18 protein-coding genes are annotated in these 24,431 nt (G+C 55.6%); 4 read left to right on the top strand and 14 right to left on the bottom strand.

Annotated elements, in window-relative coordinates; all coding sequences use genetic code 11:
• Positions 1–17: 17 nt before the first annotated feature.
• Positions 18–5,972: an alpha-2-macroglobulin family protein gene (locus tag ACFL9S_RS20280; protein ID WP_405263645.1), complete on the bottom strand. Its 5,955-nt coding sequence runs from the start codon at positions 5,970–5,972 to the stop codon at positions 18–20.
• 182 nt (positions 5,973–6,154) lie between these two features.
• On the opposite strand from ACFL9S_RS20280, the gene sseA reads away from it, so the two are divergent.
• Complete coding sequence (gene sseA / locus ACFL9S_RS20275; protein WP_405263643.1) at positions 6,155–7,009, top strand: 3-mercaptopyruvate sulfurtransferase; 855 nt, start codon at positions 6,155–6,157, stop codon at positions 7,007–7,009.
• 42 nt (positions 7,010–7,051) lie between these two features.
• Here the strand turns inward: sseA and sseB are convergent, their stop codons facing one another.
• The 5 genes from sseB to trmJ form a co-directional block, all read right to left on the bottom strand.
• Positions 7,052–7,831 (bottom strand): enhanced serine sensitivity protein SseB, encoded by a 780-nt coding sequence (gene sseB, locus ACFL9S_RS20270; RefSeq protein ID WP_405263642.1) that lies wholly within the window; start codon positions 7,829–7,831, stop codon positions 7,052–7,054.
• A gap of 87 nt (positions 7,832–7,918) precedes the next feature.
• Entirely contained in the window at positions 7,919–9,208 is a 1,290-nt protein-coding gene (gene pepB, locus ACFL9S_RS20265; protein WP_405263641.1) for an aminopeptidase PepB, read from the bottom strand.
• A gap of 181 nt (positions 9,209–9,389) precedes the next feature.
• Complete coding sequence (locus tag ACFL9S_RS20260) at positions 9,390–10,589, bottom strand: IscS subfamily cysteine desulfurase (protein ID WP_405263640.1); 1,200 nt, start codon at positions 10,587–10,589, stop codon at positions 9,390–9,392.
• Positions 10,590–10,731: 142 nt separating this feature from the next.
• Positions 10,732–11,229: a Fe-S cluster assembly transcriptional regulator IscR gene (iscR, locus tag ACFL9S_RS20255; protein WP_405263639.1), complete on the bottom strand. Its 498-nt coding sequence runs from the start codon at positions 11,227–11,229 to the stop codon at positions 10,732–10,734.
• Between the two features lie 166 nt (positions 11,230–11,395).
• Complete coding sequence (gene trmJ, locus ACFL9S_RS20250) at positions 11,396–12,121, bottom strand: tRNA (cytosine(32)/uridine(32)-2'-O)-methyltransferase TrmJ (protein WP_405263638.1); 726 nt, start codon at positions 12,119–12,121, stop codon at positions 11,396–11,398.
• A gap of 266 nt (positions 12,122–12,387) precedes the next feature.
• On the opposite strand from trmJ, the gene suhB reads away from it, so the two are divergent.
• Positions 12,388–13,191, top strand: coding sequence for an inositol-1-monophosphatase (gene suhB / locus ACFL9S_RS20245; protein ID WP_405263637.1), 804 nt, complete (start codon positions 12,388–12,390; stop codon positions 13,189–13,191).
• Between the two features lie 63 nt (positions 13,192–13,254).
• Here the strand turns inward: suhB and ACFL9S_RS20240 are convergent, their stop codons facing one another.
• Together ACFL9S_RS20240 and ACFL9S_RS20235 are read right to left on the bottom strand one after the other, a co-directional pair.
• Positions 13,255–14,256 carry a nickel/cobalt transporter gene (locus tag ACFL9S_RS20240; protein WP_405263635.1) on the bottom strand — a complete coding sequence of 334 codons (1,002 nt, stop codon included), beginning with the start codon at positions 14,254–14,256 and terminating at the stop codon, positions 13,255–13,257.
• Positions 14,247–14,867: a DUF1007 family protein gene (locus tag ACFL9S_RS20235; RefSeq protein ID WP_405263661.1), complete on the bottom strand. Its 621-nt coding sequence runs from the start codon at positions 14,865–14,867 to the stop codon at positions 14,247–14,249. Before ACFL9S_RS20235 ends, ACFL9S_RS20240 begins: the two co-directional genes overlap by 10 nt.
• Positions 14,868–15,026: 159 nt before the next feature.
• Between ACFL9S_RS20235 and csiE the strand changes: the two genes are divergently transcribed.
• Positions 15,027–16,295 carry a stationary phase inducible protein CsiE gene (gene csiE / locus ACFL9S_RS20230; protein ID WP_405263634.1) on the top strand — a complete coding sequence of 423 codons (1,269 nt, stop codon included), beginning with the start codon at positions 15,027–15,029 and terminating at the stop codon, positions 16,293–16,295.
• Here csiE and ACFL9S_RS20225 read toward each other — a convergent pair whose 3' ends face one another.
• Together ACFL9S_RS20225 and glyA are read right to left on the bottom strand one after the other, a co-directional pair.
• On the bottom strand, positions 16,296–17,432 hold the full coding sequence (locus ACFL9S_RS20225; protein ID WP_405263633.1) for a 3-phenylpropionate MFS transporter: 1,137 nt from the start codon (positions 17,430–17,432) through the stop codon (positions 16,296–16,298).
• 125 nt (positions 17,433–17,557) lie between these two features.
• Complete coding sequence (gene glyA / locus ACFL9S_RS20220; RefSeq protein ID WP_405263632.1) at positions 17,558–18,811, bottom strand: serine hydroxymethyltransferase; 1,254 nt, start codon at positions 18,809–18,811, stop codon at positions 17,558–17,560.
• A gap of 334 nt (positions 18,812–19,145) precedes the next feature.
• Here glyA and hmpA point away from each other — a divergent pair, with 334 nt between their 5' ends.
• Positions 19,146–20,330, top strand: coding sequence for an NO-inducible flavohemoprotein (hmpA, locus tag ACFL9S_RS20215; RefSeq protein WP_405263631.1), 1,185 nt, complete (start codon positions 19,146–19,148; stop codon positions 20,328–20,330).
• A 57-nt stretch (positions 20,331–20,387) separates the two neighbouring features.
• On the opposite strand, the gene glnB is transcribed toward hmpA, so the two are convergent.
• The 4 genes from glnB to ACFL9S_RS20195 form a co-directional block, all read right to left on the bottom strand.
• Complete coding sequence (gene glnB, locus ACFL9S_RS20210) at positions 20,388–20,726, bottom strand: nitrogen regulatory protein P-II (RefSeq protein ID WP_062744629.1); 339 nt, start codon at positions 20,724–20,726, stop codon at positions 20,388–20,390.
• A 176-nt stretch (positions 20,727–20,902) separates the two neighbouring features.
• A complete protein-coding gene (gene glrR / locus ACFL9S_RS20205) occupies positions 20,903–22,237 on the bottom strand; it encodes a two-component system response regulator QseF/GlrR (RefSeq protein ID WP_405263629.1) in 1,335 nt (444 codons plus the stop codon).
• Complete coding sequence (gene qseG / locus ACFL9S_RS20200) at positions 22,234–22,965, bottom strand: two-component system QseEF-associated lipoprotein QseG (protein WP_405263628.1); 732 nt, start codon at positions 22,963–22,965, stop codon at positions 22,234–22,236. The genes glrR and qseG overlap by 4 nt, the downstream gene beginning before the upstream one ends.
• Complete coding sequence (locus tag ACFL9S_RS20195) at positions 22,965–24,395, bottom strand: ATP-binding protein (protein WP_405263627.1); 1,431 nt, start codon at positions 24,393–24,395, stop codon at positions 22,965–22,967. The genes qseG and ACFL9S_RS20195 overlap by 1 nt, the downstream gene beginning before the upstream one ends.
• Positions 24,396–24,431: the final 36 nt, after the last annotated feature.

The raw sequence follows: 24,431 nt of genomic DNA, 5'->3' as shown, positions 1-24,431 counted from the left end.
CGCTACCTGAAGCCAGGCTATTCAGCCGGAACCACCTCAATTTTGCCTGCGCTGGCTGACATCGCCTGGATTTCACGGTCATACATCGCTTCACCGTACGCCGGAGGAATGACAAAACTTCCGGTATTGGTCGCTTTGATCTGGTAAACAAACTCCTGCAGTTCCGTGCTGGCACTGCCGTAGATGATCACTCGATCTTCACGAATATCGCTGAAGTCAGGCGCCCAGGTTGACCCGCTTGCCGCCAGCGGCGACTGCCAGCCTGCGGATGGCGCTTCCTGCTGTTCCTCATCGTCCGTTTCCGGCGGTGGAGGCGTCTGCTGGACCACTTCAAATCCGCCCGGCAACAGGTCGACAATCGCCAGATTACTCAGCGCTTGTTTTGAATTCGCGCGGATTTTCAGATGCACGTTAATCGTCTGGCCGAGTTGAACCTTGTCGACCGCTTTGCCTGCGGCATCCGTGTAATCGCGGCTGATTTCCAGCCCGCGGCTGATCGCTTTTTCTGGCGCGGCAAGGTCATAACCGGCCTGTGTGACCACATACCAGGCGGGTGCGTTTCCGGCATTACGGAACTGCACAGAAGCCGCATCCCCACTGAAGTTACCCTGTGCAAACCGCCCCTGTAGCGCAGAAATCAACTGAGGAACTTTATTGTCACGCCCCAGCTGGTTAATTGTCAGCGCCTGCGGATCGTTTTGCTGTGCCACCTGTTCCGAGTAGCTTTCCAGCGCCAGAATACTCATGGCGGCAGAGAAGGTGGTGTAGCGCTCTTCCCTCAGTGCCTGCACCATATTTTCCAGCAGTTGCGGCGGGATAGCCGACACTTTTTCCGGGAAGTGGCGAGTAATCAGGTACAACCGGGTCGCATCCTGCACCAATGGATCATAGTAGTTTTGCGTCCACCAGCTTTTGCTATAGGCCTGATTCAGCGCCTGCCAGCCCGGCTGGAACAGTCGTTCCGCTTCATCATCGGCCTTGAGTAAGCGCCATGAGGAAGCCAGGTACAGCGCACTGAGATCGGTTTGCCAGCTGTCCGGGAAGCGTTTTTTCAGCGTCTCCTGCACTGAGGCCAGCGCATTGGTGGTGATTTCACCCTGCCGCGTGAGCAGATAAACGGCCCAGGCACGCAGGCGAAGGTGGTAGAGATCTTCGTAGCCGTTGGCCGCCAGCGCACGCAGTGCAACGTTGGCATCATCCAGCATGCCGGCAGGCAGCGGATAACCGGCGGCTTTTGCTTCCAGCAGGTACTGCACCACATACGGCGTGATAAACGGATCGGCCTGCGGTGAAGCCATCCACAGACCGACAGCACCGTCGCCGTTCTGACGTGAACGCAACACGTCGAGGATGCCTTTCAGCTGCTGACGAACTTTATCCGCATCGAGACCGCCGCGCAGTTCCGGATGTTCGCTCTGCAACAGCAGCGGGATCGACTGACTGACAATCTGTTCAGAGCAGTAATACGGGTAGTTCGCCAGATAGCTTGCCAGCCCGCTGGTCAACACCAGCGGCGAGTTCGATACCGCCGCCTGGCGCTGGGCATAAGCACCAAACATCTGGCGCAAATTATCCGCCTGCTGCTGATTGCCGCTCATACGTCCCATCACCGTCTGGATACGGAACGGCATTGCCGGGCGTACCGAAGTGCTGATCGTCCGGCGGCTGGTTTTATCACTGTACTGCGCAGTGAAGAGCAGCGGCGCATCACCCAGTTCAGATTTAGCACGCAGACGGAAGTTGACCACGCCTTCATGTTTAGCCGCCAGTTCCAGCGACTGCTCTGGCTGACCGACCACTTCCAGCTGCGGCGGAGGCGTCACCTTGATGACCACCGGCAATTTGCCATCGCCCTGGCCTTCAAGGTTATTACTCACGCCCACGCTGACGTCAAATTCATCTCCTGGTGCGACCATCGATGGAACGTTCGGCGTCAGGATAAAGTTGTCACGCACCGTGGTGCCTGTCTGCGCTTTACCAATTTTCTCTGGCGTGACCGAAATCGCCATCACCCGAATTTTACCGTTGAAGTAGTCCGGCACCGGATAGGTAAACTTCGCCTGGCCGTTAACCTCGGTGATCCCCGACCAGAACGCCACCGGCTTGTCACGTTTACGTTTGAACGGGTTGAGGTGCAGGTCAAGACCTTCACCGCCGTCACCGCCAGGGGCAGAGGTCAGCGACATCAGCTTGCTGAACTCTGGCAGGATCAGATCGAGGATCTGCGAGCTTTCAACGTTCAGTTCACGCTTACGGAAGAAGTAATCCAGTGGATCGGTCAGACGATAACGCGCCACCTGCAGGATCCCTTCATCCACGGCAAAGACGGCCACCTGCTGCGGGCCATCCGTGGTGACATTGATGGTGAGATCTTCGCCTGGTTTCATCACTTCTGGCACATCGAGTTTCAGGGTGTTCTGGCGCGCTTCGTTGCTGATTTTAAACGGCATCACGCCGTAGCTAAGCGGGCTCATGAAGATCTCGTCCGAGTTAATATCACGGACGAACTGCACGTTGATATAGGCATTGCCCTCAAGCTCGGCCGGAATGCGGATCTTCTGCACCGAGTTAGTGGTGGTGGTATGGAACCACTGCCAGCTGTAGACACGATCTTTTTCAATGGTGATCAGACCGCTGCCGGTATAAGGCGCGTTGATCGCCACTTCAATTTCGCTGCCCGGCTGATACTTGTCGCTGTTCAGCTTGAGTTTCAGTTCGGCGTTACGATCGAGGGAGCGGGTCAGGTTAGCTTCACCCGTCACGCTGTAAGCGATGCGATTGAGCACCTCGCCTTTAGCATTTTCCACCACCAGCACGAAGTCACCGGGCTTATCGGTTGCCAGTGCCATTGAGTGACCGCTGGCGGGCAGATCGAGTGCCGTATCGGAAACCGGGATCTCTTTCAGCTTTGACTGATATTTATACACGCCGGATTCCTGACGCGTCAGCACCGACAGATACTTCTGCTCCAGCAGACGCAGCGTCAGACCGTTAAGCGCAATGGTATCCAGCGACGGATTAATCGCGATCAGATTGACGTTGCGCTCGGCATTCTGATGAATGTAGCCCAACTCACCATCGGCTTTCACACCAATCAGATAATCATACGGAGAGACCAGCGTACGGGCGGTAGCGGCTACTGAACGACCGCCACCCGCGACAAAGGCTTCCGACAGTAATTGCAGCTGGTAAGTCGAATCACCGAAGCCGCTCAGATCCAGTTTAATCGCTGCGGCACCGTTATCATCCGTGGTGCTGTCTTCGAGTTCAGTGTCATAACCATCGCTGGCCGAACGCGCTTCATAGAAGGCGTAATCAGCATAACGGTCAAACGCTGGGTAGACCGGACGCAGCGTCATTTTCGACGCCACACGGCGTCCCTGCGCCGGGGTGCCGAACAGGTTCTGGACGTCAATATTGGCTTTCAGTTGATCCGGTTTTACCCAGCCTTGCTGATGGTCTGGCGTCAGCGTCAGCTTGACCTTGAGCTGATCCGGTTCGAACTCTTTGACGTTAACCGCTGTGCTGCCAAGCAGGCGCGTTGAGTCGTCGTCTTTACCCGGCAGGTAAAGATAAATATTCCATTCGCCCGTCGGGGAGCTTTCTTCCGTGGTGAAACTCAGTTCGTTAAATCCGCTGGCGCTGAGGGTCAACGGGACGGTGCGCATCAGTTTGTCGCGCGGGTCACGAATTTCAGCGCGCACCGGAATCCCCCCAACTGGCACTGACCAGTCGGCGGCACGGGTGATCAAACCAATATGGAAGGTATCGCCCGGACGATAGACGCCACGGTCAGAGAACAGATAGCTGCCGAGAGTACGGGTATCGTCCGGTGTGCTTTCGCCATACACATCAAAACGGGAGAAATCGAGGCCGCGATCGTTGTCACGACCGGTCGGCAGGAAGGAGACATCCCCCTCTTTTTCCACCAGGAACATCACCGGCTCACGTTCGTTGGTATACACCTCCAGCGACGGGAAGCTGACATGACCATCGATGCCTGTCTGACGGCTCAGCAGTTTTTCACCATTCTTCGCCACCACCGAAACCTGCGCGCCCACCACGGGCTGACCGCCGCTGATTGACTGCACAAACAGGTCACGTGTTTTATCCTGCGAACGTTTGGCAATAATGCCCAGATCGGTCACCACCACAAAACGTGAATCCCCGGTGATCTCCTGCTGCTCTCCCTCTTCCTGATACTCCTCTTCCGTTGGCTGGGCCTCTTTCTGCTGTGGCGACCATTCAGACAGGGTCAACAGGAAGATGCCGCGATGGGAATCGGGGCGGGTTGAGAGATAGCGCGACAGATCGATGCCCTGATAGCTGACCTCGCCGGGTTTTTCATTATTCACGGGCGTCTGATAGCGGAAGCGCTCAGTGAAATATTCGTCGTTCAGACGATTGAAGTCAGCCGACGCAAACTGGCGACTTTTAAACGAGACAATATGCTGTAACTGACTGGGGATAACGCGTTTGATGTCCACGCGCAGGCCCGGCACGTTACGTGCCGCCACGCTGATGCGTTTATCACCGTTGACTGACAGTAGCGCCCCTTGAGCGGCAAACTGCAGCAGCTTCGGATAGTCCGGCACCTGAATCACGCGCCACACTTTTTCCGGCATTTTGTAGCCGCCATTGGACGTCATCGCGGCATCCACCGACACCAGCAGATAACGTTTTGCCGGAGCATCAAACTTGAAGCTGAACTGTGGCTGCCAGGTTTCTTCTGCATCGTTCAGGCTGAGCGACACAACCGGAGAACGGTTGATCACACTCTGGTCAACATTGCTCACATCCCAGGCCGTGAATTCTTCCTCTGTCTGCTCGCTGGCCGGACGACGTGGGTCCTTCTGCGGCAACATCCAGGCTTTCACCACTTTGCGAACATCGCTGTCACGAACGGCATCGCTAAAGCCAACGATCAGTGCGCGTTCGCCCTGGCTGCCGGGTTTATCGACCACTTCCGCAGTGATATCACTCAGACTGAGGCTGAAGAGATTCGGCACCGTCACCCATCCGTCACTTTTACGGGTGACCGGATTGCCAGGGCGTAAGGATTTCACCCCGCTATTAATCTGCAAGTGCACAGCACCGCCGTGGTCCATTGGCTGTAGCGCAGTGGAACGTACCCAGGCATTCAGTTTCTTTTCGTCCCAGGTCACCGTGAACTTCAGCGGCTGTTCTGGCTGCCCCTGCGCGGCACTCAGGCCGAGTGACAGCTGTTTTTCCACACTCTGCACATCAGCCGGCGCATTGAATTTGATCGTAAAAATAGCACTGTGCTGGCTGCTGTCCTGCGGGTCCTGGTAGTACTCGCTGTTGCCAATTTGATAGTCAAAGGCGGGCACACTGAAGGTATGGTGCGTCTGCTCAATGCGGATCTGCGGGGCCAGCAGCGTGTCAGGTTTAAGCGTCGCCTCATAGCTCGCCCCCATTGGCAATGGCTGCTGCGGGGTGAAAATCAACGTCCAGGCATTCTGCCACTGCCATTCACCCGCTAATGCTGGCTTCAGGCTGATGCCGTCAGTCACTTTTTTACCGACCAGCGTGACCGGGGCAACGGACTGATTGAATCTCAGGGTGAGCACCTGCACGGCAGGTTTTGCTACGGTGTAGTCAACCCCCTCCGGGTTCACGGCCTCTACCCTGCTGTTCTGGATAGCCAGCGGGGCAACGTCAATCGGTTTAGGGCGGTTCTGCCACCAGTGCCAGCCATAAACACTGGCGACGCCCGCCGCCGCCAGCAGCAGCACGCTCAGGGCAATGGTTTTCGGATGGCGGTCAATCCCCTGCTCCAGCCGGGCGAAACCGGCTTTCAGTGGTGAAACCCAGCCCGGTCCGCGCCAGTTAACCTCACCCAGCAGCGGGCGCAGCAACTGCCCCAGCACGCGAAAAAGGCGGGACAGCAGCCAGCACAGTGCTTTCAGCACGGTGAAAGGTAAGCGCAGGAGAAACTTGAGCACATCCATCAGAAAGAACCTTCCATGTTACAAAATTGGTCAAAGAGTAATAGTTTATCTGCGCAATTTCTATCGGCGAATGCAAACAATTTACCGGAATCCAGAGACGGCTCTGAATACCGCGATTTCGCCTTGTGATAGCTAACAAAATCGCTGACACTCAGCTAAACGTTACTGACAACGAGGCCGCGATGACGACTCCCTCTCTTTTTGTTTCTGCTGACTGGCTGGCAGAGCATCTGACCAATGACAATATCCAGATTCTGGACGCACGTATGCTGCCGCCCGGTCAGGAGAAAACCCGCAACGTACAGGAAGAGTATCTGGCAGAGCATCTGCCGAATGCGCCCTTCTTCGATATTGAGGCCCTGTCGGACCATACCAGTGCTTACCCGCATATGTTGCCGCGCGCGGAAACCTTCGCCGTGGCGATGCGTGAGCTGGGGATCAGCGATGATAAGCATCTGATTATCTACGATGAGGGTAATCTGTTCTCGGCTCCACGCGCCTGGTGGATGTTGCGTCACTTTGGCGTGAAGCAAATTTCCATTCTGGCTGGCGGACTGGCGGGCTGGAAACAGGCACAGCTACCGCTGACAAGTGGTGCGCCGGACCTCGCGGAAGGTGAGTTCGAGGCCGATCAGGGTGAAGGCGAAGTCAAACGCGTCACCGATGTGCTGCTGGTCAGTCATGAAGGCGGCACGCAGATTATTGATGCCCGTGCCGCTAACCGTTTTCACGGCGAAGTGGATGAACCGCGTCCGGGTCTGCGCCGTGGACGCATTCCAGGCAGTCTGAACGTTCCCTGGAATTCGCTGGTCACCGAAGGGCGTTTAAAACCCGCAGCGGAATTACAGGCCATATTCAGCCAGCAGGGTGTGGATTTGTCGCAGCCCGTCGTTGCCAGCTGTGGTTCTGGCGTCACCGCAGTGGTGGTGATTCTGGCGTTAACCAGCCTTGGCGTGAAAAACGTCGCACTGTACGACGGTTCCTGGGGCGAATGGGGTGCGCGTAACGATCTGCCGATCGTTAACGATGCTCAGTGACGCGGCTGATTTGTTAAAAAATGGGCCTGACGGCCCGTTTTGTTAATCGATGTTTTTAACTTTAAAATCACGCAGGAAACTGCCCCAGCGCCTTTCATAGAATGGCGTGATATGGGCAATAAAGAAGTGGCTGATGCCTTTCTCTCCTTCCGCGACCTGGCAAATATCAATCGGGCTGTCGTCCAGCAGCGTATCCGTAGCCACACTGCCTGCCGCCTGAATCACCGCGTCAAGATCGCCATCGCCTTCAATGCCAATCAGCAGATTAGCGGGCTGGTCAGCATGTTCTTTGATCTCCGCCACATAGGCACGACGCACGGTTTTATACTTGGCGAACAGCTGGGTCAGCGAATCGATCATCTGCGCCGGAGGTTCGGCAATTTCCGACAGCAACAGCGAGGTTCCGCCTTCCAGCACCGTCTGCTCACTGAGCGCACTGCTGCCCTCGTCTAACAGGTGGGCGATTTCACGCGGAGAAAACTCTTTGCCGTTAGGCAGTTTCGGATTCAGAAACAGCGCTTCGCCCAGGGTCATTTCGAACAATATGCGCACTGGCATCACCAGGTAAGCCTGCTCGCCATTAACGGCCTGTTGCAGCGCTTCCGCTGAGGTGAAGAACGGAATAATGCTGGTACCGTCTTCTTTTTCCCAGTGCTGTAAATCAACCGGTGTGCTGGCATCAATCGCCTGCTCAGGCTGGGCGCTTTCGCCGGGGACCACCACGCTGGCATCCATCAGCAGGGCAAAAAACTCCGGGCGGTGCGCGGGCTCTACAGCGGCCAGTTTCAGCACCTCTTCCAGCCGTGGGTTAAGATCGTTCATGAATGTGTTCCAGACAGGACTGCGGGCGGACCGGAATTAAGGCCCGCCCCTACAAAGGCCCGATCGTGTTGCGATCGGCCCGTTATCTTACGCTTTGTTTAACAGCAGGTTCGCCACGGCACGCACACCCAGCCCGGTAGCACCCGCAGACCACTGATCCACTGCCCCTTTACGGTAGGTGGCAGAACAGTCAATGTGCAACCAGCCTTGCTTGTACTCACTGACGAAATGAGACAAGAACGCAGCAGCAGTGCTGGCCCCGGCAGAATGCGACGGGCTGGCAATGTTGTTCAGATCAGCGAAGTTTGACGGCAGGTGGCTGCGGTGGAACTCCGCCAGCGGCAGACGCCAGAACGGTTCATTCTCCCCGGCAGCACTTTCCAGCAACGACTGCGCCAGCGCATCGTCAAAGCTGAACAAGGCATGATAATCATTACCTAACGCGGTTTTTGCTGCGCCAGTCAGGGTCGCCGCATCAATAATCAGCTCAGGGTTTAGCGCACTGGCATCAATCAGGCCATCGGCCAGCACCAGGCGGCCTTCGGCGTCGGTGTTCATCACCTCAACGGTTTTACCGTTACGATAACGAATAATGTCACCCAGTTTGAAGGCATTGCCACTGACCATATTATCCGCGCAGCACAGGATCAGTTTCACACGTTTGTTCAGGCCACGGCTGATCGCCAGTGCCAGCGCGCCTGTCAGCGTTGCCGCACCACCCATATCTGACTTCATGGAGTCCATAAAGCCGCTTTGTTTCAGGCTGTAGCCACCGGTATCAAAGGTGATGCCCTTGCCGACCAGGCAGGCGTATACCGGGGTATCATCGTTGCCGCCGGGATTATAATCCAGCGTCAACAGGACCGGGCTGCGCGATGAACCGCGCCCGACGGTATGCAGCCCCAGATAGTTTTGCTTTTTAAGGTCATCGCCCTTGGTAATGCGGTAGCTGACCGCATCACAGGCCACATCACACAGCAGGTCAATGGCGCGGGTCGCTAACTGTTCCGGCCCCAGCTCTTCAGCGGGCAGGTTAATGGTGTTGCGCACCCAGTCGATAATTTTCAGGCGGTTGTTCAGCTCAGCCTGCTCGGCATCGGGCAGCGCTGCCCACTGCACTTCACGTTCGCCTTTCGGACCACGGTAGCCCTGCCAGAAAGCCCAGCTGTTCTCCAGATCCCAGCCATCACCACTCAGGCTGACATGACGGATACCCTGGCTGTCAATTTTGCGCGCGGCGCGCTGGATCGTTACCAGTGGTTCACTGCCGGTAAGATGGATAGTCAGGCCACTGTCGTTGCTGCTCAGGGTCGCTTTTTCGCCCCAACGCAGGTCGGCCGCAGCCGTTGACAGGGTAATATTCATAGAGGTGGTCATCGCATGGCTCCTTTTCATTATTTCATCTTTCAGACCGGGTTTGCCCGGCCACTGCGATTTTTCCGCAGGAGGATTGTACAACCAGACTAACAGAAATGTGACAGGGATGTTTTCGCGGGATGCGGCGCACTACGCAGAACGGGCCAGAATCTGGCCCGTGACTGTTAACGCAGGGGAAGGATCAGCCTGCCTGAACGGCACCGCTGGCTTTAAACGCTTTCCACTGAGGGGAAAGTTCACGCAGACGGCTAAGGGACTGTTGCACCAACTGAATGGTGTAGTCGATCTCTTCTTCGGTGGTAAAACGCCCGAGAGAGAAACGGATCGAACTGTGCGCCAGTTCATCGCTGAGGCCAATGGCGCGCAGCACGTAAGACGGCTCCATGCTGGCAGAGGTACAGGCTGAACCGGTCGAGACCGCCAGATCCTTCAGCGCCATAATCAGTGACTCACCATCAACGTAATTAAAGCTGACGTTGAGGATATTCGCCGCACCTTGCGCCAGTGAACCGTTCAGGTACACCTCTTCGATGTGGCCAATACCCGCCCACAGACGGCTACGCAGCGCACCAAGTCGTGCCATCTCGCTGACCATCTCTTCTTTGGCGATGCGATAGGCTTCTCCCATTCCCACAATCTGATGCACAGGCAGCGTACCGGAACGCATACCGCGTTCATGACCGCCACCGTGGATTTGGGCTTCCAGACGAATACGCGGCGCACGGCTCACATAGAGCGCACCGATCCCTTTCGGTCCGTAGATTTTATGGGCAGAGAAAGACATCAGATCGACTTTCAGCACACTCAGATCGATAGGTAATTTGCCGACACTCTGCGTGGCATCAACATGGAAGATAACCCCACGCTCACGGCACAGCTCGCCAATGGTGGCAATATCCTGCACCACGCCGATCTCATTATTGACGTGCATAATGGACACTAACACCGTGTCATCACGCAGCGCTGCGGTTAGCTGTTGCAGATCAAGCGTGCCATCGGGGCGCGGATTCAGATAAGTGACGCTGAACCCCTCACGCTCTAACTGAGCACAGGTATCGAGCACCGCTTTATGTTCCGTGGTACAGGTGATGATGTGACGTCCCTTTTCCTGATGGAAAGTGGCGGCGCCTTTGATGGCGAGGTTATTGGCTTCTGTTGCACCGGAAGTAAAGACGATTTCACGCGGGTCAGCACCCACCAGTTCTGCAATCTGGTTGCGGGCAACATCCACCGCTTCTTCTGACTGCCAGCCAAAACGGTGCGATCGCGAGGCCGGATTACCGAAGGTTCCGTCCAGAGTCAGATACTGCATCATTTTTGCGGCCACACGAGGATCGGCGGGTGTGGTAGCAGAATAATCCAGATAAATCGGTAATTTCATTGCTCGTTAAGCTCCGGGAGGTTTCTTGATTGCCGCCCTTCTGCGCCCTGAAATCTTTGCTGGAAGCAGAAATGAATAAAAGGCCTGCATGGGCCTTTTATTCATTTCCGGGGGCGAAGAACACACCCCGCCCGGACTGCGATCAGGCGCGCAGATTGACGTTAATTGTTTCCTGCATGCGACCGTTTGGCGCACGACGGATTTCATTGCTGTTCTGACGGTCAGCCACTTCCAGGATTTCCTGGTTGTTGACCAGTTCCGCCAGTGTAATGTTATTGAGGAAGTCGCTGATGCGCTCACTCAGGTCACGCCACAGCACGTGAGTCAGGCAGCGTTCGCCGCCCTGGCAGCCTTCTTTACCCTGGCATTTAGTGGCATCGATCGATTCGTCAACGGCAGTAATCACTGCGCCCACGGCGATAGCATCAGACCCTTTGCCCAGCAGATAACCACCACCCGGACCACGTACGCTGGCCACCAGACCATTCTTACGCAGACGAGAAAACAGCTGCTCAAGATAAGAAAGAGAGATGCCCTGACGCTCTGAAATATCAGCTAAAGGCACCGGGCCTTCGTGAGAGTGCAGTGCAACATCAAGCATCGCGGTAACAGCATAACGGCCTTTGGATGTCAGTCTCATGGCGTGTACAACCTCGGTTATAACCCTGGATGGGTGTTAACAAAATATGGACGCAAGTCTGACATTCCCGAGTAAATTGGTCAAGTATTTAACCTACTAAAACACTCAAGTATTTAACCAAGTAAAACACTCAACTATTATGCTGCTATTTTATTCAACAGTACGGTTACTCACCGCGTGGTTTCTCGAGCGAGGCGAGCATCCCACGCAGGATATTCAGTTCGTCACGTTCCGGGCGCGCGCGGGTAAACAGACGACGCATTTTGCTCATAACCTGTCCCGGGCTGGCTTCGCGGATAAAACCGCTGCGGGTCATCATCTTTTCCATGTGCTGATAGAAGCGCTCAAGATCCTCGACCAGAGGATACGGTGACTCAACCGGTTCCTCTTGCGCCGCTTCCAGCGACTGCAGATACGCCATACGCACTTCATAGGTAATAACCTGCACAGCCATCGCCAGGTTCAGCGAGCTGTAGTCCGGGTTAGCGGCAATGGCGACGTGATAGTGACACTTCTGCAACTCTTCGTTGGTCAGGCCAACGCGCTCGCGACCAAACACCAGTGCAACTGGCGCCTGCTGGCCCTCTTCCACGCTTTTTAAACCGCACTCGCGTGGGTCGAGCATCGGCCACGGCAGAGAGCGTGAACGCGCACTGGTGCCCACCACCAGGCTACACCCGGCAATGGCTTCATCGAAAGTGTCGACAATTTTCGCATCGCCAATCACATCGCTGGCACCGGCCGCCAGGGCAATCGCCTGTGAGTCGGGTTTGACCAGCGGGTTGACCAGATAAAGGTTCGTTAAGCCCATGGTTTTCATCGCACGAGCGACAGAGCCCATGTTGCCAGTGTGAGAGGTTTCCACCAGCACAATTCGGATATTTTGCAGCATAAGGATTCTGGAGTCCGGGAGTTAATTTGACGATGCTAACATATTTCCAGGACATTTGCCGTTCTGCCCTGCTATACTACGCGCCGATTTATATCAGATATTGATAGCTGGCCAAAATAGCTGAAGTGGCAACAAGGCGGCAAGAGAACGAATCCCGTGAGCTTACTGAAGTCAGTGATTCGGGTGAGTGAACGCAGCCAACGCCGTTGCCGCTTCAGATATGAAGGCGAGACCGTTCTTTAACATCCAGCGAGACGAAACTTAATATGCATCCAATGCTCAACATTGCCGTGCGCGCTGCGCGCAAGGCCGGAAACGTAATTGCCAAGCACTATGAAACCCCGGACTCAGTCGAAGCCAGCCAGAAAGGCAGCAATGACTTTGTCACCAATGTTGACCGTGAAGCGGAACGCCAGATTATTGAAGTGATCCGCAAGTCTTACCCAAAGCACACCATCATCTCTGAAGAGTGCGGTGAACTGCCAGGCGAAGACCAGGATGTGCAATGGGTTATCGATCCGCTGGATGGCACCACTAACTACATCAAACGCCTTCCCCACTTCTGTATTTCTATTGCGGTACGCATTAAAGGCCGTACTGAAGTTGCCGTTGTTTACGATCCAATGCGTAATGAACTGTTCAGCGCCGTTCGTGGCCAGGGCACTCAGCTTAACGGCTATCGTCTGCGCGGCGGCACCGCCCGCGATCTGGATGGCACCATTTTGGCTACCGGTTTCCCGTTCAAACTGAAGCAGCACGCAACGCCGTATATCAATATCGTGGGCAAACTGTTCACACAGTGTGCTGACTTCCGTCGCACCGGTTCTGCTGCGCTGGATCTGGCCTATGTGGCTGCGGGTCGCGTAGACGGTTACTTCGAGATTGGCCTGAAGCCGTGGGATTTCGCCGCAGGTGAACTGCTGGTGCGTGAAGCGGGTGGTCTGGTGACTGACTTCGTTGGCGCGCATGGCTATATGCATTCAGGTAACATCGTTGCAGGTAACCCACGCGTCGTGAAAGCGATGCTGGCAAACATGCGTGATGAACTGAGCGAAGCGCTGAAGCGTTAATCGCACATTCGAAATAAAAAGGGGCTGACCAGAAAAAGGGTCAGCCCCTTTTTTTATGCAGCATCACGGCAAAAACATCGGCCGGATCCCGCCTGACATCGCCGGTTGCGCACTCAGCCACAGCATCGCTCCCGCAGCAACCAGCAGCACCCCGCCCGTCAACGCCAGACAGTTTACGGCCACAACGTGCCAGGCCGCAGGCCCTGTATTACGCGTTAATCGCTGCGCCAGGCCGCGCGAGATCTGTACCACCAGCGCCATGCCCGATACGGTTAGCGCCGTGCCCATCGCCATCACCAGCGCGGATAGTACACCCCAAAGATAAACCCCGATCACCTTTGAAAACAGCAACATCATGATGGCCCCCGAACAGGGACGTAATCCCATCGACAGTACCACCGCCACCTTCGTTTTCCATCCCGTTGCCTGCGACAACATTGCGCTGTCCGGCACATGCTGATGCCCGCAGCCGCAGTGTTCACTGTGCTGATGCCCTGCGGGCAAAATACGGGTGATGGTCATTCGGGCCGGTGCCGGACGCCATTGCAGCCACAGTTTTTTCAGTGCTCGCCAGCATAGCCAGAGGCCCAGGCCGCTAACCAGTAAATAGCTCCCCTTCTCCAGCCAATAGCTGCTGAGATGCATCTGACGGGAAGAGAGCTGCAACACACCCAACATTATCGTCACCAGCGCAATCGCCACAGCACCCTGAACCACGGCCGCAGCCAGCGTCAGTTGCAGGCTGGTTTTCATTTTCGTCGGATGGGTGGCAAGAAAGGTTGCGATCACCACTTTGCCATGCCCGGGACCCAGAGCATGCAATACGCCGTAGAGCAGACTGAAGCCCATTAGCGCCAGCCCGGCCTGATGAGGATCGCTGGCAACCTGTTGCAACAGCCCGGTCATCTGCTGGTGCAGATCTTTCTGCCACAAAATGCTCTGCAACAGGATTTGCGGCCAGTGCTGCCAGATCCACAGCCCTGCCGTCAGCATCAGGACAACCAGCAGCGCGAACGGCCACATCGCTCCTCTGCGCGGCACACGGCCGATGTCATTTACTGACATATCAGCGTCACCGTTTGGGCAAACTGGCGACCGAGATCCATCTCTTCCGCAGGCGCATCCGCTTTATCCAGTGACAGTGCATAAGCCTGCATGGAGGCATCCGGTTTTGGGGTGTGCAGCTCGAAATGGCATTGTGATGCCAGTTCTGCCGGGACAGTCAGTGCTTTTTCAGAGTCGTAATACATATCTACAAAGTAAGTCGGATCAAAAGTGGAAAATGTATATCGCTGGCCTTTCAGGGCCTGTGGATGCGCCAGCGGCAGAATAAACTCCAGTACCGCCTGATGTCCCTGCCGCGAAAGATGGTATTCCGGCGGAAGATTATCGAATTTTACCGGCTGTTTCTGGTGCCAGAATTCGCTGAAGTAATGCTGACCTAACACATTCGCCATCACTTCTGCCGCCAGCTTTTTCCACACCACTGAATCCGGTTTTGCCGTTCCGGCATCGTATAGCAGATCGGCAGAGGTGATTTCGTCCATCACCCAGCGCATTTTCAGCCCGGTGAGCCGATCGCCCTGATGAACCAGTGTGGTCTGCATATCGATAAAGCTGTGCGGATGCGCCAGGGCAACCGGGGAAAAGACGATTATCAGCCCTGCGGCCCCCATCGCACACCTGTTATAATGTAACAAATTAAACTCCACTCCGGTTTTTGTCGATTATTTTTGTGACCTGTCTTGAAAGCTCTGAATAAAACCGGCTCGAATGACCACAGCGCTGGCGGCTCAGGCTATTCTTAGCATAATCAATCGTTACTGGGATCACAGATGATGAGTACACACTCACTTGACATGTCTGTCCTCTCCAGCCCACAGCGCCGTTGCCACCTGCTTTTAATGCTCTGCCTGCCTGAATCCATCGTCACGGTGGAATCGGTTTGCCAGCTTAACGGTGTGGATCACGCCGTAACCCGGCAAGATATAGCGGAGGTGGCAGAGGAAATCCAGCGCTATCACCATCTTGCCATTGAGCAGGATGAACTGGGCGCGTTGCACCTTTGTGGAACGCATGTAGACCAGCGCCTGTGCCTGCTGCATAACTTACGGCGGGCATTGCGGCTGTCTCCGGGGTTTATCCACAACGACTTTTCCTCCGCCATCAAACGGCAGCTTCAGACACTGCCAGTGGATAAGGCCTTGCACGATGAGCATAATCTGGCGGCGCTGATCCAGTATTGCGCACTTCATCTGGACCGCGAGTTCAGCGCCCGCGATAGTCAATTGTTACAGGTCTGGCTGCGCTATGCTCTCGCCTGGCACTGTCAGCCGGACTTTACCGCACAGCAGATGCACTGGCTCAAAGGGAAATCCGAGTTCCCCCTGGCGCAGGCGATTGCCCGCTGCTGGAGTAAACGCGGCTATCAGGTGGACGTTAATGAGGTTGCGCTACTCGCACTGCTCTTCAGCCAGCTGCATATTCCGCAGATACACACCCCCCTCAGCGGTCATGAGCGCCAACTTATCCAGTCCGTGGAACTGTTAATTCAGCGTTTTCAGGCGTTGTCTGGCATGGTATTCAGTAATGACGCGGGGTTGAGTGCGCAACTTTATACGCATCTGGCGCAGGCGCTGGAACGTACTCTGTTTTCCATCGGCATCGATCACAGCCTGGTTGACGATATCGCCCAGCAGTATCCACGTCTGCTGCGTACCACGCGTGAGGCTATCGCCGCTCTGGAGCAGCAATACCGCGTGCAGTTCACCGATGAAGAGATGGGGCTGATTGCGATTATTTTTGGCGCATGGCTGATACAGGAAAGTGCCCTGCAGGAGAAGCAGGTCCTGTTATTGATTGGTCGTGATAGCGAACTGGAGCAGCAGGTTGAGCAGCAGCTACGTGAACTGACGCTGCTGCCACTGACGATTAAGTACCAGGATGTCGCCGACTTTCAGCGCCACAGTGCCCCGAAAGGGATCGCGTTGGTGATCACGCCTTATGCCACACCGCTGCCACTCTATTCACCACCGCTGATCCATGCTGAACTGCCGCTGGGCGAACACCAGCAGCGCAGTATTCGCCTGCTGCTGGAGTCCTGATCAGGTCACTTTTGGCCGCAGGAACAGCACAGGCACCACCAGCAGCGCCATCACCCAGAACACGCCGCCTTGCAGATGCTGGAACAACACACCGCACACCATGGTCATCAGAGCAATACCGCCGCCCATCGCCAGCGCGGAGTAGACTGACTGCAGGCGGATCACCTCGCCGCCGTCGCGCGCAGCGATAAAGCGCATCGCCGCCAGGTGACAAATGGTAAAACTGCCACAGTGCAGGATTTGTGCGGCGACCAGCCAGCCCAGCTCCGTGGACGACGCCATCATGCTCCAGCGTAAAACAGCGCACACGCAGGAGAGCAACAGCAGATCGCGCGCGCTCCAGCGGCGGAACAGTTTGTTGCTGGCGGCAAACACCACGATTTCAGCCACCACGCCAAGAGACCACAAATAGCCCACAATGCTCGACGAGTAGCCTGCCTCCTGCCAGTAAATAGCACTGAACCCGTAATAGGCGGCATGCGCCCCCTGCATCAGCGTCACGCACAGCAGGAAGCGCCAGACGGCGGTTTCACCGAGCATCTGCTTCCACTGCGCCCAACCGCTATGCTCGGTTTGTTTTTCCGTCCCCAGTGGCATCACCGCCGGGCGCAGCATCATACCTGCGATCATCGCCCCGCATCCGACACACAGCAGCATCAGGATGGCGTGATAGGAAAAGTGCGTCACCAGCACACCGGTCAGCGCCGAGCTGATCACAAACGCCAGGGAACCCCATAATCGCACCGGACCGTAAGGCAGAGCGATCTGGCGCTGCCAGGTGGAGGCCAGCGCATCGCTCAACGGCACCAGCGGCGAGAAGAACAGATTGAACCCGACCATCACCAGCAGCAGCCACACCCACTGGGAACCCGCCCAGAAGCCTAATGCAAACAGCAGCGTCAGCGACGCCAGCAGGCGCAGGACGCTAATCAGTCGTGAAGGGTTGGTGACGCGTGAGGCGATAAGCAGGCTACCGGCAAAGCGGGCAATCATGCCGCAGCCCAGCAGCAGGCCAATTTTTTCCGGTTGCAGGCCGCTGTCTTTTAGCCAAACGCCCCAGAACGGTAAATAGACGCCATAGGCGAAGAAATAGGTGAAGTAGCTGAGTCCAAGCCAGTACGTGGAGCGTATCGTCATTTTCCCTCCGACAAAGTGGAGGCTAATGTACACCGCTGCATTGGATAAAAAAATAGCGGGACACTTTCGTGTCCCGCTATTTTATTCTCGCGATCTCAGGGAAGAGAAGGCAGGGGGCTATTCATTTATGCGTAGACCGGGAAGCGTGCACAGATTTCCAGAACCTGTTTCTTCACGCGCTCGCTGACGCCTTCATCATTGATATTGTCGAGAATATCGCTGATCCAGCCTGCCAGTTCGCGTACTTCTGCTTCTTTGAAGCCGCGACGGGTCACTGCCGGGGAGCCGATACGAATACCTGAAGTCACAAACGGGCTCTTCGGATCGTTTGGCACGCTGTTTTTGTTCACGGTAATGTTGGCACGGCCCAGGGCTGCGTCCGCTTCTTTACCGGTCAGATTTTTGTCTACCAGGTCCAGCAGGAACAGGTGGTTATGTGTACCGCCAGAGACCACGTTGTAGCCGCGTGTCAGGAACACGTCTACCATCGCTTTAGCGTTTTTAGCCACCTGCTGCTGGTAGGTTTTGAACTCAGGCTCCATCGCTTCTTTGAACGCGACAGCTTTACCCGCGATAACGTGCATCAGCGGGCCGCCCTGGCCACCAGGGAAGACAGCAGAGTTCAGTTTTTTGTACAGATCTTCGTCACCGCCAGCCGCCAGGATCAGGCCGCCACGTGGACCCGCCAGGGTTTTGTGCGTGGTTGACGTTACGATGTGCGCATGAGGCACCGGGCTAGGGTAAACATCAGCCGCGATCAGACCGGCAACGTGCGCCATATCAACAAACAGGTAAGCGCCTACAGCATCTGCGATTTCACGCATTTTTGCCCAGTCGCACACGCCAGAATAAGCAGAGAAACCACCCACGATCATTTTCGGTTGGTGTTTTTTCGCCAGCTCAGCCATTTCGTTGTAATCGATTTTACCGGTTTCGTCGATGCCGTAAGGGATAACGTTATACAGTTTACCAGACAGGTTCACCGGAGAACCGTGAGTCAGGTGACCACCGTGTGCCAGGTTCATACCCAGAATGGTATCACCCGGCTGCAGCAGCGCGGTGTACACAGCGAAGTTAGCCTGAGAACCTGAGTGCGGCTGCACGTTGGCGTAGTCTGCACCAAACAGCGCTTTAGCACGGTCGATGGCCAGTTGCTCAACGATATCCACATACTCACAACCACCGTAATAGCGTTTGCCCGGATAACCTTCAGCGTACTTGTTAGTCAACTGAGATCCCTGAGCCTGCATGACACGTGGGCTGGTGTAGTTTTCTGAAGCAATCAGCTCGATGTGCTCTTCCTGACGCACTTTCTCCTGCTCCATCGCCTGCCATAAATCGGCATCGTAATCGGCAATGTTCATTTCACGTTTTAACATCTGCATCTCCTGGCTCAACTGACTTGCAATAATGAATGCCCCCCACCGGGGAACGATGGGCAACAGTTTAAACTGTTTATGCACCTGTTGAATAGCTTCACGACCGCCTTTTTACGCAAACGATTGGCTTCAGATATGGCAAGGGTTAGTTACGTTTTATTTCAAGAGCCTGATAAGGAATTCTCCTCATCTGACAGATGCTGTTTTTTCAACAAGACCGTACATAACGTGCGGAGACAATACCCTCTGGCTCTAAAGGTGTATTTACAGCACGACGCGTTGCGCATAACATGCATTTAAAATACATGTTTAAATCCCTGCTAAGGAGCACACCATGCTGGACAGCCAAACCATTGCCATCGTTAAATCCACTATCCCCGCCGTTACTGCAATCGGCCCTCGTCTGACCTCACATTTCTATCAACGGATGTTTGCTCACAATCCTGAGCTGAAAGACATCTTCAATATGAGTAATCAGATTACGGGTAATCAGCCGGAAGCGCTGTTTAATGCCATCTGCGCCTACGCCAGCAATCTGGATAAACTGGCCGCATTAGGCCCGGCCGTAGAGAAAATCGCCCAGAAGCACACCAGTTTTGCTATCCGTCCCGACCACTATCCGATCGTGGGTGAGCATCTGCTGGCGAGCATTGATGAACTGCTGCATCCGGGTGAAGACGCGCTGGCAGCATGGGGTAAAGCTTACGGCGTGCTGGCAGGGATTTTTGTTCAGCGTGAAGAGCAGATTTATGAAGCGACAGAGGAGAAAGTGGGCGGCTGGCGCGGCGGTGAGCGCGAATTTGTTATCAGCGAGATCGTCCCGCAGAGTTCAGTGATCAAGAGCTTTACCCTGACGCCCGTCGATGGCCAACCGGTCGCAGACTATAAAGTCGGGCAGTATCTGGCGGTATGGGTGAAAGACCCCGCTTTCGATAATCAGGAGATCCGCCAGTATTCCCTGACGCGCGCGCCCAATGGCCGCGACTATCGTATTGCCGTGCGCCATGAAGAAGGCGGCGTCATGTCCAGCTGGTTGCATCAGCAACAGCCCGGCCAGCGCGTCCATCTGGCGCCCCCTGCCGGGGATTTCTTCCTTGATATTACGGCTGAGACGCCGGTAACGCTGATATCTGGTGGCGTAGGCCTGACGCCCATGCTGGCGATGCTGAGCCAGTTGGCGAAGGACAAACATCCCGCGACAGTGCAATGGCTGCACGCCACTGAAAATGGTGCCAGCCATGCTTTCGCTGAGGAAGTGACCACGCTGGGCGCACAGCTGCCGGACTTCTGGCAGCATATCTGGTACAACTATCCGCAGGCGCAGGATGAAGGGAAATACCACCAGCTTGGGCTGATGAACCTGCTGCCGCTGGAAGCACGCATCAGCGATCCCGCTATGCACTATTATCTCTGCGGACCGCTGGCATTTATGGCAGAGGAAGAAAAACGGCTGCTTGAGCTGGGCGTGAAGAAAGAGCACATCCACTACGAAGTGTTTGGCCCGCATAAAGCCCTGTAAATGCAAACGGGCTGACCGCACAATGCGGTCAGCCCGTTGGGGACCCGGAAACGACAATCAGATCGCTTCTTCGTCTTCCTCGCCGGTACGAATACGTACCACACGCGCAACGTCGAACACGAAGATTTTACCATCGCCGATTTTACCGGTCTGCGCTGTACGCATGATGGTATCAACGCAGGTATCCACGATGTCGTCCGCAATCACGATTTCGATTTTCACTTTTGGCAGAAAATCGACCATGTACTCTGCCCCACGATACAGCTCAGTGTGGCCCTTCTGACGACCAAAGCCTTTCACTTCAGTCACGGTCATCCCGGTGATGCCGACTTCCGCCAGCGCTTCACGCACGTCATCCAGTTTGAACGGTTTGATAATTGCATCAATTTTTTTCATGGCAGACCCTTTTCTCTCCCTCCGTGCCCGGACGGATAATCAGTTAACTATATACCCGTGACTCTCAGTCTGCCTGCGCACTGGCAGCAGAGCGAACATGCCTGGGGTATACCGGACGTCCGTCTCTTTTCAGGCAGCTAAACTACCATAATCAGGCAGCGTTACCGCAGTGAAAATTATTCTTTAAAATCGGCAGCATCCAACTCGTGACGCGATAACAGTTTATAGAACTCAGTGCGGTTGCGCCCCGCCAGCCTTGCCGCATTTGTCACATTGCCTTTGGTCATCTGTAACAGTTTGCGCAAATAATTGAGTTCAAACTGGTTACGGGCTTCGGCAAAGGTAGGCAGCGCGGTGTTTTCCCCTGCCAGCGCCTGTTCCACCAGCGCCTCGCCAATCACCGGCGCGGAAGTCAGCGCAACGCACTGTTCAATCACATTGACCAGTTGCCTGACGTTCCCTGGCCACGCGGCGGCAATCAGACGTCGCATCGCATCGGTGGAGAAGCTACGGACAAACGGTTTGTGCCGTGCAGCCGACTGCTTCAGCAGATGGTTAGCCAGCAGGGGGATATCCTCTGCCCGCTCATGCAGTGCCGGGATCTTCAGATTCACCACGTTGAGACGATAAAACAGATCTTCGCGAAACTCTTTCTTTTCCATCGCTTTCGGCAGATCTCGATGGGTAGCAGAAATAATACGCACATCAATGTCGAGGTCGCGGTTACTACCAAGCGGGCGCACCTTACGCTCCTGCAAGACGCGCAGTAATTTCACCTGCAACGCCTGCGGCATGTCGCCAATTTCATCGAGGAACAGCGTGCCGCCCTCGGCGGCCTGGAACAGCCCTTCACGACTGCTGACAGCACCAGTAAAGGCCCCTTTCGCATGACCGAAAAGTTCGGATTCCAACAGCTGTTCCGGTAACGCACCGCAGTTAATGGCGATAAAGGTTTTACCCGCACGCGGGCTGGCCGCGTGGATGGCCTGCGCCAGCACTTCTTTGCCGGTTCCGCTCTGTCCGTTAATCAGTACGCTGACATCCGACTGCGCCACCATGCGCGCCTGCTCCAGCAGACGCAGCATCAGCGGGCTACGGGTGACAATACTTTCGCGCCAGGCTTCATCGCGGGTGGGTGCCCGATGTACCAGGGCGTCATCAATCGCTTTATACAAAGCGTCACGATCGACCGGTTTCGTGAGGAAACTGAACACACCCTGCTGCGTTGCCGCCACCGCATCCGGTATGGAACCGTGGGCGGTGAGAATAATCACCGGCATGCCAGGCTGGAGCTTCTGAATTTCAGCGAACAGCGCCATACCGTCCATTTCGTCCATACGCAGATCGCTAATCACCAGATCGAGCGTATCGCGGTTCAACACGCGTAACGCTTCCGGGCCGCTTTCTGCCGTAGTGACACTGAATCCTTCGCTACTGAGGCGCATCCCCAGCAGTTTCAACAGGCTGGGATCATCATCTACCAGCAGTAACCTTGCCGACTTTTTGATCATGGATTTGCATCATCCTGTGACGAGTTATCAGCCGGGTTATTTTTATCATTACCGTGGCTGTTAGTGTCAGTAGCATCCGGGGAGCGGCGCGACGAGAGTCGGCGTTCAATATCCGTCAGCGTATCGAGCTTGCGCCGGGTGACAGCCAGATCGTTTTTCAGGACGATTCGCTGCTGACGCAGCCCATCGAGCTGACCGTCACTGCTCTCCTGAAGATGGGCATAACGCATCCGCTCTTCAGAGAGCTGTAACAGCGATCCCTGCCCTTCGCGCCACAACCGCATTAACGGACGCACAGATGCAGGATAATCATAGCTGTAGCTATCCAGCTGGTTCAGATACTGACGACGCTCGACGGGAGTCATATTGCCATTATTCAACAATACGGCCTGTTTGAAGGCACTCTGCCAGTTATCCGTTGGCCAGCGCCGTGCTTCAGCACGGGCGTCAGCGGGCGATAGTCGGATGCCGCAGTCAATGGCGCGCAGCCAGTAAAGAGGATTCGCCGTTGCAGCCACATCGTTAAATGCCCAGATATGCTCACAGGGCACCAGCTGATAGTCGACAATTTTAACATCAGGCTCATTCAGTGTGATATCGGCGCGGCTTGCCACATTCTGTGAAGGCTGCTGGTGACACCCCAGCAGGCCAAACGCCAGTATGACGGTGCCGGTTAGTCTGCCCATACGCCTGTGTTGCAGGAAGGCAGAAAAACGTAATGATTGCATTATGATAACTTCCCGGCGGTAGTGTTTAATTCGATGCGGAAGCAAACATCAGCATCAACGCTGTCGATCAGTTGCAGATCACCCTGCAGTCGGCGCAGGCAATCTTTCGCAATGCTTAAGCCCAGCCCGCTTCCTTTTACCGCGCCTTTGCGCTGCAGATTTCCCTGGAAGAACGGTTCAAAGATCATGGCGCGTTCAGCCGCAGGAATAGGCGGGCCGGTATTTGCCACCTCAATCACCACGCGGTTTCCTTGCTGAAGGCTGCGGATCCAGATATTTCCAGATTCAGCGCCATAGTGTACCGCATTGGAGTAAAGATTATCGATCGCCCTCAACAACAACGTCGGCTCAGCCCGACAGCTGTCGGCCTTGAGATCGATGCTGATATGGAGCTGTTTAGCGCGGGCCGTAAGGCTGTGAGCGGCAACCAGTGAGTCGATCAGCGGCCGCAGCTGAACATCTTCCAGCGCCACCGGGCCATCCGCCAGCTTGCGGTTATAGTCCAGCAGCTGTTCAATCAGTGTTTGCAGATGGCGGCTGCTGTCATTAAGAATGCTGACCACCTCTTTCTGGTCAGCGGTCAGCGGGCCTGCCACCTCGTCAGCCAGCAGTTCAGTGCCTTCACGCATGCTGGCCAGCGGTGTTTTTAACTCGTGGGAAATATGGCGTAAAAACTCATGACGTTGCGACTCCAGCCAGGCCAGGCGCTCACTGAGCCAGATAATGCGCTGCCCGAGTGAACGGATCTCGCGCGGGCCTTTAAACGCCAGGCTGTGCCCCAGCGGCCGCCCTTCTCCCAGGCGGTTAATCATGCGCTCTACCGCTTTGACCGGGCCGATGATCATACGGGTGAACAGCACCACCAGCCCCAGACTGAGCAGGAACAGGATCAATGCCTGCCAGCCAAAATACTGGCCGCGTTCGGCAATCTCACGTTGCAGCTGCAACCCACGCGAGAACACCACTTCACGGGTGGCCTGGACCAGTTGGCTGTTAGCGGCAGAGAACATCTCAAGCTGATCCGCTGCCTGCGACACCGGGCTGCTGTTTTCGCATTTCATCTGGCTGAGTTGAGTGAGAGTCTGACGCAGAATTTGCCAGGTGCGGATATCCGGCAGTACCGGGGCGTGGGCATCCAGCATTTGCGAATAACGGCTACGCTGCGTCTGGTAGAGGCGGGCCAGCATCGGATCATCCAGTACGCAATACTGGCGGTAGCTACGTTCCAGCTCCAGTGCGGTTCGGGCCATGGCTTCGCTGCGACGCACATCGGTGAGCGTGGTGCGGTTGGTATCCGCCGCCCGGTCGCTGAGCGCCGACAGGCTTTCCCATGCCTGCCAGGCCAGCACTAACAGCGGTAATAACACCAGTAAAAACGCCATCAGCACCAACTGACGTAACGATCGCGGTAACAGACGCCATTTCTTCACGACACAGATTCTCTTTCCAGTAGTTAGCGCGATGCT

This window comes from Erwinia sp. AnSW2-5, from assembly GCF_045107195.1.
GTDB lineage: Bacteria > Pseudomonadota > Gammaproteobacteria > Enterobacterales > Enterobacteriaceae > Erwinia.
Note: the sequence above shows the minus strand (reverse complement) of the source record. Positions and strands in the feature narration are given on the sequence as shown.

Bases quoted from the DNA above. Each gene is read 5' to 3' on its own strand.
- trmJ (WP_405263638.1), bottom strand. From the start codon at position 12,121: ATGCTGCAAAATATCCGAATTGTGCTGGTGGAAACCTCTCACACTGGC.
- iscR (WP_405263639.1), bottom strand. From the start codon at position 11,229: ATGAGACTGACATCCAAAGGCCGTTATGCTGTTACCGCGATGCTTGAT.
- glrR (WP_405263629.1), bottom strand. From the start codon at position 22,237: ATGATCAAAAAGTCGGCAAGGTTACTGCTGGTAGATGATGATCCCAGC.
- sseB (WP_405263642.1), bottom strand. From the start codon at position 7,831: ATGAACGATCTTAACCCACGGCTGGAAGAGGTGCTGAAACTGGCCGCT.
- glyA (WP_405263632.1), bottom strand. From the start codon at position 18,811: ATGTTAAAACGTGAAATGAACATTGCCGATTACGATGCCGATTTATGG.
- ACFL9S_RS20225 (WP_405263633.1), bottom strand. From the start codon at position 17,432: ATGACGATACGCTCCACGTACTGGCTTGGACTCAGCTACTTCACCTAT.
- suhB (WP_405263637.1), top strand. From the start codon at position 12,388: ATGCATCCAATGCTCAACATTGCCGTGCGCGCTGCGCGCAAGGCCGGA.
- ACFL9S_RS20235 (WP_405263661.1), bottom strand. From the start codon at position 14,867: ATGGGGGCCGCAGGGCTGATAATCGTCTTTTCCCCGGTTGCCCTGGCG.
- qseG (WP_405263628.1), bottom strand. From the start codon at position 22,965: ATGCAATCATTACGTTTTTCTGCCTTCCTGCAACACAGGCGTATGGGC.
- glnB (WP_062744629.1), bottom strand. From the start codon at position 20,726: ATGAAAAAAATTGATGCAATTATCAAACCGTTCAAACTGGATGACGTG.
- ACFL9S_RS20240 (WP_405263635.1), bottom strand. From the start codon at position 14,256: ATGTCAGTAAATGACATCGGCCGTGTGCCGCGCAGAGGAGCGATGTGG.
- hmpA (WP_405263631.1), top strand. From the start codon at position 19,146: ATGCTGGACAGCCAAACCATTGCCATCGTTAAATCCACTATCCCCGCC.
- csiE (WP_405263634.1), top strand. From the start codon at position 15,027: ATGATGAGTACACACTCACTTGACATGTCTGTCCTCTCCAGCCCACAG.
- sseA (WP_405263643.1), top strand. From the start codon at position 6,155: ATGACGACTCCCTCTCTTTTTGTTTCTGCTGACTGGCTGGCAGAGCAT.
- pepB (WP_405263641.1), bottom strand. From the start codon at position 9,208: ATGACCACCTCTATGAATATTACCCTGTCAACGGCTGCGGCCGACCTG.
- ACFL9S_RS20260 (WP_405263640.1), bottom strand. From the start codon at position 10,589: ATGAAATTACCGATTTATCTGGATTATTCTGCTACCACACCCGCCGAT.
- ACFL9S_RS20280 (WP_405263645.1), bottom strand. From the start codon at position 5,972: ATGGATGTGCTCAAGTTTCTCCTGCGCTTACCTTTCACCGTGCTGAAA.